The organism is Streptomyces alkaliterrae, assembly GCF_007097205.2.
GTDB lineage: Bacteria > Actinomycetota > Actinomycetes > Streptomycetales > Streptomycetaceae > Streptomyces > Streptomyces alkaliterrae.
In genome coordinates, this window is record NZ_VJYK02000166.1 from 1 (window position 1) to 12,400 (window position 12,400).

Consider the following 12,400-nt stretch of genomic DNA (forward strand, 5'->3'; position numbering starts at 1 on the left):
CGGGCGGGGGGCCGTAGCGGTTGATCAGATTCAGATGGTCGTACTCGTCCCACCGGGGGTCGGTGATCGGTTCGGCCGCGATCCCGGCGGTCGCGGCGAGCAGCCGCGCGGTGTCGCGCTGTCGCCGCAGGGCGCCGCTGACGAGCAGCGGGTTCCGTGGTGTGCGGCGCAGGAGTTCCCTGCCGAGCAGCCGGGCCTGGGCGCGGCCGGTCTCGGACAGCACGTCGTAGTCGGCGGCGCCGAACGATGCTTGGCCGTGGCGGACCAGGTGGACGACGGGCACGTTGCGGTCCCTTCCGGGAGCGGGCGGTGGGCGGGCGGCGGTGAGGAACCGTCAGCCGTCGGCTCGGCGGATCGCCGCGCGGCAGCGGCGCTGCAGGTGGTGGACGGCCGTCCACAGGTTGCGGAAGGCGGGATTGCGGGTCTGGCGGTGGTGGTAGCGGTAGTAGATCTGCTGGGCGATGGCGGCCAGCCGGAACAGGCCGTACACCTCGTAGAACGCCCAGCCCTCCACGCGCAGCCCGCTTCGCTCGGCGTAGCGCCGCACGATCTCGTCGCGGGTGAGCATGCCGGGCAGGTGGCTGGGCTGTCGGCGGGTCCGGACGGCGAGCCGTCCGTCGTCGGCCTGCACCCAGTAGGCGAGGGCGGCGCCGAGGTCCATGAGCGGGTCGCCGAGGGTGGCCATCTCCCAGTCGAGCACGCCGGCGACGCGCAGTTCGTCGTCGAGGACGAGGTTGTCCAGCCGCCAGTCGTTGTGGATGACGCTGACCGCCGCGTCCGCCGGCTGGTTCGCGGCGAGCCAGCCGGTGACGTGGCGGAAGCTGGGTACGTTCCAGGTGCGGGCCTGGTCGTAGCGGCGGGTCCAGCCCTCGATCTGGCGCTGCACGTAGCCCTCGCCCCGGCCGAGGTCGGCGAGTCCGGCGGCGGACGGGTCGACGGCGTGGAGTTCGGCGAGGGTGTCGACGAACCGTTCGGACAGGGCGCGGGCGCGCGCGGGTCCGAGCTCCAGTCCCTCGGGGACGTTCCGGCGCGGAATCGTGCCCTCGACGCGGTCCATGACGTAGAAGTCGCAGCCGATGACGTCGTGGTCCTGGCAGAGCGCCCGCACCTTCGGCACGTACGGGAACACCGGGGCCAGTCCCCGCTGCACCCGGTACTCGCGGGCCATGTCGTGGGCGGAAGAGGCCTTCCGGCCGGCCGGCGGCCGACGCAGGATCAGTTCGGTGCCGGGGTAGCGCAGTAGGTAGGTGAGGTTGGAGGCACCGCCGGAGAACTGGCCGATCTCGGGCGGCCCGCCGGTGAGTTCGGGCAGGCGTTCGCTGAGCCAGGCGTCGACGCGTGCCACGTCGAAGCCGTCCTCGCCGCGTACCGGGCCGGGCTGGTTCATCGGGCGTCGCCTCCCTTCTTCTCCTCCCGCTCTGCTGCGGACGACCGGCGCTCGTCGCGGTCGTGGGCGTCGAGCTTGGCCCTGGTCCGCTGCCAGGCGCGGCGGATCGGCCGGTCGGCGAGCGGCGGGACGAACCGTTTGAGTGCGGCCGCGACGCGACCCTCGCGGTGGGTGTGGACGAGGAACCGGCCCCGGTCGACGGCCGCCACGACCGTCTCGGCCAGTTGCTCGGGAGTGACGGACCCGTTGCGGATCATCCGTTCGGCTGACGCGGCGAGTACCGGGTCGGGGCTGCGCAGCCCGGCGCCCAGGTTGGTGGGGACAAAGCCCGGGCACACCACGCTGGTTGACACCCCGTACGGCGCCAGCTCGTGGCGCAGCGTGTCGGAGAGGGAGATGACGGCCGCCTTCGAGACGTTGTAGGAGGCCATGCCGGGCAGGTTCATCAGCCCGGCGAGTGAGGCGATGTTGACGAGGTGGCCGGCGCGCTGCTCCTTGAGGAGCGGGACGAAGACGCGGCAGCCGTTGACCGTGCCGCGCAGGTTGATGTCGAGTATCCAGTCCCAGTCGGCGGCCTCGAGGCGTTCGATCCGCCCGGCGGCGGCGACGCCCGCGTTGTTGACCAGTACGTCCAGGCCACCCCACTCGCGTTCGCACCACTCGCGGGCGGCCCGCCACTCCTCCTCGGATCGCACGTCCAGCCGCAGCGACTCCACGCCGCTCGCGACCGGCCGCTCGGGCGGGTCGAGGTCCGCGACGACAACCCGGGCGCCGAGCGCTGCGTACCGCACGGCCAGGGCACGGCCCAGTCCTGAGGCGCCTCCGGTGACCAGAACCCGTCGGCTCATGACAGCTCCTCCTCTCGGGCGGCGTCGCGGTGGCGGCGCAGTTCGGCGCGGGCGACGACTCCCAGGTGGACCTCGTCGGGCCCGTCGGCGAGCCGCAGCGCGCGGGCTCCGGCGAGCGCGGCGGCCAGGGGGAGGTCGTCGGAGAGTCCGGCGCCGCCGTGCAGTTGCACGGCCATGTCGACGACCTCGTACGCCATCTCCGGGACGGCCGCCTTGACCTGCGACAACGCTTCGTAGGCGCCGAGCGGCCCGTGCTGGTCGAGCAGCCAGGCGGTGTGCAGGACGTGCAGTCTGGCCTGGTCGACGCGGATGCGGGCGCGGGCGATGCGCTCCCGGTTGCCGCCGAGGTTGGCCAGCGGGCGGCCGAACGCGGTGCGGTCGAGGGAGCGGCGGCAGGCGAGTTCCAGCGCGTGTTCGGCGAGACCGATCATGCGCATGCAGTGGTGGATGCGTCCGGGGCCGAGGCGCCCCTGGGCGATCTCGAAGCCGCGTCCGGGGCCGGCGATGATCGCGTCCAGCGGCAGCCGGACGTCGGTGAAGGAGACCTCGCCGTGGCCGTAGGGCTCGTCCTGGTAGCCGAAGACGGACAGCATCCGCTCGATCCGGACGCCGGGCGTGTCGGTCGGGACGAGCACCATCGAGTGCCGGTGGTGTCGGTCGGCGTCCGGATCGGTGACGCCCATGAAGATCAGGAAGCGGCAGCGCGGGTGCCCGATGCCGGTGCTCCACCACTTGCGGCCGTTCAGTACGACGGTGTCGCCCTCGATGCGGGCGGTGGCGGCCATGTTGGTGGCGTCGGAGGAGGCCACCTCGGGTTCGGTCATGCAGAACGCGGACCGGATGTCACCGGCGAGCAGCGGTTCCAGCCACTGCTTCCGCTGCTCGGGGCTGCCGTAGTGGTAGAGCACCTCGGCGTTGCCGGTGTCGGGGGCGTTGCAGTTGAAGACCTCGGGGGCGAGGAGGGAGCGGCCCATCTCCTCGGCGAGCGGCGCGTACTCCAGCGCGGTGAGCCCGGCGCCGAGCTCCTCGTCGGGGAGGAACAGGTTCCACAGCCCGGCGGCGCGGGCCTTGGCCTTCAGCTCCTCGACGACGGGCGGTACGGCCCAGCGGTCGGGCTGGGTGCGCAGCTCGCGGTGGTAGTCGGCTTCCCGGGGTTGGATCTCGGCCCGGACGAAGGCGGCGACGCGTCGCGTGTGGTCGCGCGCCTTGGGCGAGGGAGTGAAGTCCACGATCAGTACCGTCCTGTGTCGGCTACCGGGGAGTACGAGGCTAGGGCCTTCCTGAGCAATGCTCAATAGTGCGTGGGAATCCCTACCCGCCGGCGACCCCCTCGCGGTCAGTCGTCGGGCGTCGGAGCCAGCATCCGCTCCAGGCTCGCGACCAGGAATTCCACCAGTTCGTCGGCGGAGACCGTCCGGTCATCCGCCTCGATGGCCATCTCCTCGACCATCGCCAGCCAGCCCCGCACCACCAGCCGGGTCAGCGGGTCGGCGGCGGGCCGGCCCACCGCCTCCAGCACGCGCTCGCCGATCACCCGGCGGTTGTTCTCGAAAACCTCCAGCACCAGCTCGTCGCCGCCCGCGCCGGTCCGGACCAGCGCCACGTAGTTCTCCCGGCGGCGCTGGACGAAGGCCACAAATCCGGCCACGATCCCGCGCACCCGCTCGCGCGGCGTGCGCGCCTCCTCCGGCGCCCTCGCGTGCTTGAGCACGCGCTGGGCGGCGGCCGTCACCACCGCCACGTAGTAGTCACGCTTGGTCGGGAAGTACCGGAACAGCAGCCCGCGCGAGATCCCGGCCTCGGCTGCGACCTCGTCGATCGACAGCTCGTGGATCGGCCGCGTCACCAGCAGCTTCAGCCCGACGCCGATGAGCTGCCGCCGACGCTCCTCGGCGGTCAGACGGGTACGCGTACGAGCGGTTTGTGCCGACATGCCGTGGACACTAGGTTTCGGCGACGCAACGCCGCAAGGTGGGTCGCCCTGGGGGCTCACCGCTCCGCCGGGCTCCAGGCGGTGGTCCCGAGTCGGCCGCTGCTTCCCAGGTCCACCGGGCCGTCCGGGCGGAGCTTCACGGCGGGCGCCCCCGGGTGCTGCGCAACCTCCAGCCACGTCCCGGTGAGCGGCGGGCGTGAGAGGTCGTTGTAGGTGTTCCGCCAGACGACGGTGGCGGTCGCGCTCTCCCCCGGCCGCAGCGTCAGCCGTCGCGGCCCCGGGTCGGGCAGTGCGGTCACCGGGCCCGGGCCCTGCCCGACGGTGACGTCGAGCGGTTCGCCGTCCGCGTCCAGCACCCGCGCCGCCGGATAGCCGTTCACGGTGAACGCGGACGGGCCGCAGTTGGTGAGCGTCACGCTCAGAGCCCGCAGCCCCATGGCGGCGTCGGTCGGACTCAACCGGTACTCCCGCCCGTCCGGCTGGCAGCCGGGCGGTGCGGAGTCGGTCGGCGCGGACTCGGCGGCCGTGGGCTCGGGGGAGGGCGTGGCCGTGGGCTCGGGGGCGACGTTCTGGTTGCCGTCGGCCGAGCCGCAGGCGCCCAGCGCGAGGGTCAGGGCCAGGGCGAGCGCGGCCGGGCCCCACCTCGGTACGGTCATCCGGCGATCGTGCCAGAGCCTTCCCGGAGGCCTCGCATCCGTTTTTCCTCGGGCTTCCTTCGGGCTCGGGCGGCCGTCAGGGCAGGTTGTCCCGCAGGGCGGCGAGGTAGTTCTTCATGAAGTGGTCGCGTACGCCGTCGGAGGCGGGCGCGAAGGGGTCCGCGGTCACGCCCTTCACCCGGTCCATCAGGCCGCCGGTCACCGTCATCCGGTCCCGCACCCGACCGGAGGAGTCGATGTAGCGGACGGCGTCCACGTGGGTGTAGACCGGTTCCGGCGGCATCTGCGGCACGATGTCGTTGTTGTTGACGAAGCGGTACGTCCGCTCGGTGAACGCCTTGTTGTACGCACCGGCGAGGAGGCGGTCGCAGGTGCGCGGCTGGCCGAAGGTGTAGACGCCGTCGGCCAGGAGCCGCGGCTCCTCCAGGTACAGCCGGGCCGCCGCCAGCATCGCCAGCGCGCCGCCCAGGCTGTGCCCGGTGAACCACAGCGACTGCCCGTTCGTGCGGAACTCCTGCACCGCCTCCAGCACGTCGGGGAACACCGACTTCAGCGCCTCGCCGAAGCCGTAGTGCATGAAGCCCGTGCCGCCCGGGCCGGGCCACGGTGGTGTGTTGACGTCGCTGAGCCAGTCCCTCAGTTGGGCGGGTTCCGTCCCCCGGAAGGCCGTGACGATCATGTCGTCGCTGGCCATGGTGTACGCCTGGGTGTCCTCCAGCGGGAAGGGCGGCCGGAAGGCGGTGTGGTGGTGGCGGACGCGGTCGAAGCCCCACTCCCGCGCCTGCTGGTCGATGGTCGCCTCGTCCTGGTAGGCGAGTTGTGCGGCCTGGGCGAGGCCGTAGGCGTGGCTGATGCTGTACTCGCGGTTGCGGTGGTCGATCGCCGTGACGGTCAAGGTCGGCGCCTTTCCTGCGGGTTCGTGTGGTGCCTGCCGCCCAGCATTTGCCCACGACCGGGGCCGCGAGCCCCCACCGATCGAACATCCACTCGATCAGATGATCGAAGTGACGGTTCTTCAACCCGTTCGGCGGGCGCAAATCACCCGCACACCACCGCCCGCGCGCCCCCGGAACGGGAACGCGCGGGCGGTGAGTACGTCGGACGAACCGTCAGTCCGCGGTGACCTGCCGTCGCAGATACGCCCAGAGGATCTCCAGCGTCACACCGGCCGCGACGGCGATGCCCACCGCCGTCAGCGGCGCCTGCGTGCCCACCAGGCTGATCTGGAAGAACTCCTGGAGGAACGGCACGGTCAGCACCACCGCGAAGGCGAAGGCCATCGTGCCGACCAGCAGCAGCCGCCACCAGGTGTACGGCCGGGCGATGATCGCCAGCGCCCACAGCGCGACGAGGAACAGCGTCAGACAGGCGACGGAGGTCTCCGCCTCCAGGTTGTCGTCGTACACGCCGCGCGCCATCAGATAGGCGCTGAACGTGGCGACGGCGGCGAGCGCACCGGCCGGGATCGCAAAACGCAGCACCCGCCCCACGAAGTTCGACCTCGCCCGCTCCTTGTTCGGCGCCAGCGCCAGGAAGAACGCCGGGATGCCGATGCTCAGCGAGCCGATCAGCGTCAGGTGGCGCGGCAGGAACGGGTACGGCACCTGGGCGAGCACGACGATGATCGCGAGCAGCGCCGAGTACACCGTCTTGGTGAGGAAGAGATTGGCGACCCGCTCGATGTTGCCGATCACCCGGCGGCCCTCGGCGACGACCGACGGCAGCGTGGAGAAGTTGTTGTTGAGCAGCACGATCTGCGCGACGCCGCGCGAGGCCGGGCTGCCGGAGCCCATCGCCACCGCGATGTCGGCGTCCTTGAGGGCGAGCACGTCGTTCACGCCGTCGCCGGTCATCGCCACGGTGTGGCCGCGGGACTGGAGGGCGGCGACCATGTCTCGCTTCTGCTGCGGCCCGACCCGCCCGAAGATCGTGTTCTGCTCGACCTTGTCCGCCAGCGCTTCCGGCTCCCGCTCGGCGTCCGGCAGACCGCGCGCGTCCACCGGGTGCTCGGCGCCGCGCAGGTCGAGGCCGCGCGCGACGGCGCCCACGGAGAGCGCGTTGTCGCCGGAGATGACCTTGGTGTCCACGCCCTGGTCGGCGAAGTAGCGAAGCGTCTCGGGCGCCTCGGGGCGGATGCGCTGCTTGATCACCACAAGCGCCGCGGGCGTGGCGGCGCCGGGCGCGGCGGACGGTTCGGCGAGCAGCACGTCCAGCGGCGTGGAGCAGCGGGCCAGCAGCAGCACCCGCAGTCCCTGGCCGCCGTACGCGTCGGCGTCGGCGAGCGCCGGGTGCCCGGCCGGCAGCAGCACGTCGGGGGCGCCGAGCAGCCAGGTGCGGGTGTCGCCGGCGTTGTCGGTGAGGGTGGCGCCGCTCCACTTGCGGGCGGAGGAGAAGGGCGCGGAGTCCTCGACGGACCAGCCCTCGGGCGCCGGGTAGCGGTCGATGATGGCCTGCATGCTGGCGTTGGGGCGCTCGTCGGAGGTGCCGAGCGCGCCCAGCACCTCGGCGAGCCGGGCCTCGTCACCGGCGTCACCGGCGTCACCGGCGTCACCGGGCTCGCCGGACGTGACGGGGTGCACGCCCTCGACGTCCATGGACGCCTCCGTGAGGGTGCCCGTCTTGTCGAGGCAGACGGTGTCCACCCGGGCCAGACCCTCGATCGCCGGGAGCTCCTGCACCAGGCACTGCTTCTTGCCCAGCCGGACGACGCCGACCGCGAACGCGATGGACGTCAGCAGCACCAGGCCCTCGGGCACCATCGGCACCAGACCGCCGACCATGCGCCGGATCGCCTCCGGCAGATCACCGTCGTTGATCATCAACTGGCTGATGATCAACGCGATGCCGGCCGGGATGATCACATAGGTGACGTACTTGAGGATCGTGCTGATGCCCTGCCGCAGCTCGGAGTTGACCAGCGTGAAGCGCTTCGCCTCCTCGGCGAGCTGGGCGGCGTAGGCGTCCTTCCCCACCCGGGTGGTGGCGAAAGCACCCGTTCCGGCGACCACGAAGCTGCCGGACATCACCGTGTCCCCGGGCTCCTTGACCACCGGGTCGGCCTCGCCGGTCAGCAGCGACTCGTCGACCTCCAGGTTGTCCGAGCCGATGACCGCCCCGTCCACGACGATCTTGTCGCCGGGGCCCAGCTCGATCACGTCGTCCCTGACCACCTCGGACGCGCTCAGCGAGACCAGCACCCCGTCCCGCCACACCGACGGGCGGGTCTCGCCGACGATCGCCAGCTCGTCCAGCGTCCGCTTGGCGCGGACCTCCTGGATGATGCCGATCACGGTGTTGGCGAGGATCACCCCGCCGAACAGCGCGTCCTGGATCGGCCCGACGATCAGAATGATCACGAACAGCACGCCGATGATGGCGTTGATCCGGGTGAAGAGGTTCGCCCTGACGATCTCGCCGAGGCTGCGGCTGGAACGGCTGGGCACGTCGTTGACCTGGCCCGCCTCGACCCGCGCGGCCACCTGGCCGGCGTCCAGGCCCTGCCCCCTCGCCGCTGGAACGGTCTCCCCGGTCACCGACCGGGTCGGCGAGCCCTCCAGCTCGTCGACCGTCTCCAACCGTTCACTCATGTGCGATGTCCTCCGCGTTCTGCACAGCGCTGCCGACGGCCACGCCGGGGCCGTCCGGTCGACGTTAGAGCGTGGGCGGGCGTTCGCACCATTCGCCGTCACCCCGAACGGTCGCCGCACGGGCCGCCGACCCGACCGCGCGCCCGCCGAAGAGGACGCCCGAGGCGCCCCAGGAGTTGCCCGCCACCTGCGAACCCCGCTGACCAGCGCTTCCGTCGATCACCACGCTCACCGCACAGCTTGCGCGCCGCACCCCGCCCGCCCTATGGCGCAGTTCACACCCGAGTCGCTCAACCCAGGGCGAAACCGTCCGCCCGGCCCGCGCGTCCCAGGCGACGGACGACGCGGCACAATGCCGGAGTTCGATCACGACGACGGCCGGGCGGGCGGCCCGGCGGAGGCTCGGGGGAGACGATGAGCGACACCCTGTACGCGGAGAGGTCCTGGAACCGGCTGACAAACACGGTCCAGCTCAGCGCCGAGCACCTGAAGGCCGGCGGACGGCGCGTCCCGATCGCCGAACTCAACCTGCTTGCCATGGCCGACGCGCACCGCCACGGCCGCTGGCTGGGCGGCGGCGGGCTCTACCGTCCGCTGGAGCACCTGTCGGCCGGACCCGGCTCCGTGCCGGTCGCGCGCGCCTGCGGCGCCATCCGGCCGGTACGGGTCAAGCACGCGAGGCGGTTCGCCGACGAGCTCGGCACGCTCGCCCTCCGCCTCTCCGGCGGGCCGGACGCCGTGGCGTACGCCGCCGACCAGGCCGCCCGGCTGGGCGTGCCGCTGTGGATCGCCCGGCGCGCCGCGCACACCCCGGCCGGACCGGTGACCGTCGCGGTCGACCGCCGGCTGGTCCGCGTCGACGTCTTCGCCGACGGCCTGCCGCCCGTCCGGCTCCGGGGCCCTTACGGCCTGCGCGCCGCCCGCCCCGACCCCACAGCCGACCTCACCCTCACCGTCGGCGACGAACGCGCGGCGTTCACCGTCCGTCAGTCCTGGCGCAAGACCCGCCGCTCGGTGTCGGTCCGCACCTCCGCCGGCCACTGGGAGCTGGTCTGGCGCGACCGCGTCTGGTCCGCGCTCGTCCGCGACGGGCGGCCGGCGGCACAGCTCTCCTCGCCGGGCGCCGCCGGTCAACCGCCGAGCCAGGACGGGATTCGCCCGCTCGCGGCGGTCCGCCACCAGAGCACCGACCCCATGGACGCGCTGATGGCGCACTTCTTCGGAGTCGCCTGCGGACTCGGCGCGCACGTCGGCCAGCTCCGGTTCGGCGCCCGCCGCGAACAGCCGGACCCCGGCTCGGACGCCGCCTGGACCGGCCCCTGGTACACCGACGTCGGCACCGACTCCGACGACTGCGGTCCGGCCGCCGACGCCTGCGACGGCGGGGGCGGCAGCTCGGACGGCGGCGGTGGCGATTCCGACGGCGGAGGCGGCGACGGCGGCGGGGGAGACTGACCCGGCCCCCGGCCCCCGCGCGGGGGCCGGGGGCCGCAGTTCAGCCGGGGGGCCGCGGTTCAGCCGGGGGTTCCCGGTTCAGCGGTACGCCCGGGACGCGGTTCAGCGGTACGCCGGTGGCACCGAGACGTCGACCGCCACCTCCGGAACGCGGGCAGGCGCCCCGACCGGCGCTCCCGCGCCGACCAGCGTGGCGACCAGCCGGGCCGCCGACGTGCCGATCCCCGTCGGCCCGGACGGCAGGCCGCGCGGAACTCGGTGGTCCTCCGCCAACTCCTCGGCGCCGTACCGGCGGCACTCCCGGTGCCAGTTCAGGATTCCGGCCAGCCAGTTCTCCAACTCCCGCACGTATCCGGCCAGCACCTCCCGCGCCTCCGCGTCGAGGCCGAAGTCGTCGTATACGACCGGGAGTTCGTTTTCGGCCACGTGCTGGAACTGCTGGAGCCGCGAGTTCATCAGGTCGTCCACGATGCGCAGCGCGGTCGGGTAGTCGCAGTCGAAGAAGTTCTGCACGACCAGCAGCAGGTTGTGCAGCTCCCCCTCGTACTCGATCTCCTTCTGGTACGAGAACACGTCGTTGAGCAGCATCGCGTAGTCGGAGGCCGAGTTCTCCAGCGACCGCATCGGACCGCTGCGGTAGACCTGGGGCGGCACCCGCTTCCCGTGCCTGATCCGGCACAGGCTCATCGTCAGGTCGGACCCGAACGTCGCGCGCCGCATCTCCAGGTAGTCCACCGGGTCGGGCACCCGGTGCTGCGCCTGGTTGGCCAGCTCCCACAGCCAGCTCTGCGTCATGTCGACGATCGTCTCGCGGAACTCGGCGCGCGCCTCCGGCGCCATCGGTCCGGCCGTGCGCCCCCACAGATCGCCGAGGCCCCGCTCCAGCGCGTTGACCGGCTCCGGGAGGGGTGCGGACGGCTCCAGCGGCATGAACTCGGCCAGCCGCTCCGTGCACACCTTCGCGCCGACCAGGTCGCGCGGGCGGCCGAACACCACCGGGTAGTAGTCGTCGCCGTAGGTGCCCCAGGCCAGCCAGTCCGAGGCCAGGTCAAGCTCTTCCTCGGTCGCCTCCGGGTGCAGACCGGCCGCGCACAGCGGCAGGTCGTAGCCGGCCGCCGCCTCCCTCGTCCACACATGCGAACCGGGCACACCCGGTTGCTCCCGCAACATCCCCATCCGCTCACACCACTCGACGGTGTGCCGGCGCGAGGCCTCCAGGTGCGGGCTCAGCGACAGCGGGTACGACAGCGTGAAATCCGGCAGCAGGGAGGGGCCCACCTTCTGGAACGGCACATGGGCGTGCCGACGCGACCGCGCCGCCTCCGAGCGGGCGGCGAACGGCTTCACCGTCGCCGCCGAGGTGCCGATGCCGCTGGGCACGGGGATCGTCCAGGTGCCGGGCGCCGCCTGCCCGCCGCCGTTCATGTACCGGCTGGAGCGCATGTGCCACTCGTGACCACCGGACTGCCAGTCCTGCAACCCCTTCACGTACGCGAACACATCCGCGCACTCCCGCGGGCTCAGCCCCTTCTCCACGAACAGCCCCGGCAACTCCGTCACCGCGGTGCTCTCGAACTGGTGAAGCCTGCTGGTCAACAGGTCGTTGACGGCCTCGGCCGCCTCCTGCGTCCCGCAGTCCAGGAAGGTCTCCAACACCAGCACGCCGTTGCTCAGTTCACCTTCGTCCTCCTTCTCCCGCTGGTACGAGAACAGGTCGTTGCGCAGATGGACGGCGTCCGAGAACGCGTCGCGCAGCACCCGCAACGGGCGCGAGGCGGCCACCGACGGCGGCACCTCCGCCCGCGCCGCGAACTCCACCAGCCCCGCCGACCAGGGTGCGCCACCCACCTTGCGGCGCATCTCGATGTACTCGACCGGGTTCGGCACCCGGCCGATGTTGATGTTCGACAGCTCCCACAGCGACTCGTTCAGCAGGTGCTCGGTGCTCTCCGCGAACCGCGCCCGCCACTCCAGCGACATCTCCGGCACCGTGCGCGCCCACAGATCCGCCAGGCCCGCCTCCACCGGGTTCGTCGGCTCGGGGAAGCCGTCCGCCAGGTCCATCGGCATGAACAGCGGAAGCCGGTCCAGGTAGGCCTTCCCGCCCGCCCGGTCCTGGGAACGCTTGAACGTCTCCAGAAAGTGGTCGTCGAAGAAGAACACCCACACGTACCAGTCCGTGACCAGGGAGAGGTCGGGGCCGGTCGCGTCGGGGTGCGTGTAGGCGCACAGCAGCGCGTAGTCGTGCGCCTCCAGGTCACGCGCCTCCCAGATGCCGGAGCCCTCCAGCATCCCCATCTCCCGCGCCCACGACCTGGTGTGGACACGCGCCTCCTCCACGTGCGGATTGAGCCGCGCGGGATGCGGCATGTAGAAGTCGGGAAGTTCGAATGGCTGTGACACCGGCGGCCGGCCCTTCCTTCGGGTACTACGGGTGCGTCACACGTACGCGGGCGCGCGAAGCACGCACCCACACGGCGGAACGGCCCAGCTCTACCCCGCCCGACCACCCCGCTACCCGAACGGCCCACAAC

At 72.2% G+C, this 12,400-nt stretch carries 10 protein-coding genes; 1 reads left to right on the forward strand and 9 read right to left on the reverse strand.

Annotated elements, in window-relative coordinates; genetic code table 11:
• The 8 genes from FNX44_RS16260 to FNX44_RS16295 form a co-directional block, all read right to left on the reverse strand.
• On the reverse strand, nt 1–283 hold a 283-nt coding region (locus FNX44_RS16260), incomplete at its 3' end, for a histidine phosphatase family protein (protein WP_143648982.1).
• 51 nt (nt 284–334) lie between these two features.
• A complete protein-coding gene (locus tag FNX44_RS16265) occupies nt 335–1,387 on the reverse strand; it encodes a phosphotransferase family protein (RefSeq protein WP_143648983.1) in 1,053 nt (350 codons plus the stop codon).
• A complete protein-coding gene (locus tag FNX44_RS16270; RefSeq protein ID WP_143648984.1) occupies nt 1,384–2,235 on the reverse strand; it encodes an SDR family NAD(P)-dependent oxidoreductase in 852 nt (283 codons plus the stop codon). Before FNX44_RS16270 ends, FNX44_RS16265 begins: the two co-directional genes overlap by 4 nt.
• The gene (locus tag FNX44_RS16275) at nt 2,232–3,464 is read right to left on the reverse strand and encodes an acyl-CoA dehydrogenase family protein (RefSeq protein ID WP_143648985.1); all 1,233 of its coding nucleotides are present in this window, start codon (nt 3,462–3,464) and stop codon (nt 2,232–2,234) included. Before FNX44_RS16275 ends, FNX44_RS16270 begins: the two co-directional genes overlap by 4 nt.
• 107 nt (nt 3,465–3,571) lie before the next feature.
• Nucleotides 3,572–4,168 (reverse strand): TetR/AcrR family transcriptional regulator, encoded by a 597-nt coding sequence (locus FNX44_RS16280; RefSeq protein WP_143648986.1) that lies wholly within the window; start codon nt 4,166–4,168, stop codon nt 3,572–3,574.
• Between the two features lie 56 nt (nt 4,169–4,224).
• Complete coding sequence (locus FNX44_RS16285; protein ID WP_143648987.1) at nt 4,225–4,824, reverse strand: DUF4232 domain-containing protein; 600 nt, start codon at nt 4,822–4,824, stop codon at nt 4,225–4,227.
• Nucleotides 4,825–4,900: 76 nt separating this feature from the next.
• Complete coding sequence (locus tag FNX44_RS16290) at nt 4,901–5,719, reverse strand: lipase family protein (RefSeq protein WP_143648988.1); 819 nt, start codon at nt 5,717–5,719, stop codon at nt 4,901–4,903.
• Nucleotides 5,720–5,933: 214 nt separating this feature from the next.
• Entirely contained in the window at nt 5,934–8,411 is a 2,478-nt protein-coding gene (locus FNX44_RS16295; RefSeq protein ID WP_143648989.1) for an HAD-IC family P-type ATPase, read from the reverse strand.
• Nucleotides 8,412–8,825: 414 nt separating this feature from the next.
• Between FNX44_RS16295 and FNX44_RS16300 the strand changes: the two genes are divergently transcribed.
• A complete protein-coding gene (locus FNX44_RS16300; protein WP_153507353.1) occupies nt 8,826–9,866 on the forward strand; it encodes a hypothetical protein in 1,041 nt (346 codons plus the stop codon).
• Between the two features lie 102 nt (nt 9,867–9,968).
• On the opposite strand, the gene FNX44_RS16305 is transcribed toward FNX44_RS16300, so the two are convergent.
• On the reverse strand, nt 9,969–12,269 hold the full coding sequence (locus tag FNX44_RS16305; RefSeq protein WP_323369387.1) for a terpene synthase family protein: 2,301 nt from the start codon (nt 12,267–12,269) through the stop codon (nt 9,969–9,971).
• Between the last annotated feature and the right edge of the window lie 131 nt (nt 12,270–12,400).

Excerpts from the sequence above, each read along its gene's own strand:
- FNX44_RS16300 (WP_153507353.1), top strand. The coding sequence starts at position 8,826 with ATGAGCGACACCCTGTACGCGGAGAGGTCCTGGAACCGGCTGACAAAC.
- FNX44_RS16295 (WP_143648989.1), bottom strand. The coding sequence starts at position 8,411 with ATGAGTGAACGGTTGGAGACGGTCGACGAGCTGGAGGGCTCGCCGACC.
- FNX44_RS16270 (WP_143648984.1), bottom strand. The coding sequence starts at position 2,235 with ATGAGCCGACGGGTTCTGGTCACCGGAGGCGCCTCAGGACTGGGCCGT.
- FNX44_RS16265 (WP_143648983.1), bottom strand. The coding sequence starts at position 1,387 with ATGAACCAGCCCGGCCCGGTACGCGGCGAGGACGGCTTCGACGTGGCA.
- FNX44_RS16280 (WP_143648986.1), bottom strand. The coding sequence starts at position 4,168 with ATGTCGGCACAAACCGCTCGTACGCGTACCCGTCTGACCGCCGAGGAG.
- FNX44_RS16285 (WP_143648987.1), bottom strand. The coding sequence starts at position 4,824 with ATGACCGTACCGAGGTGGGGCCCGGCCGCGCTCGCCCTGGCCCTGACC.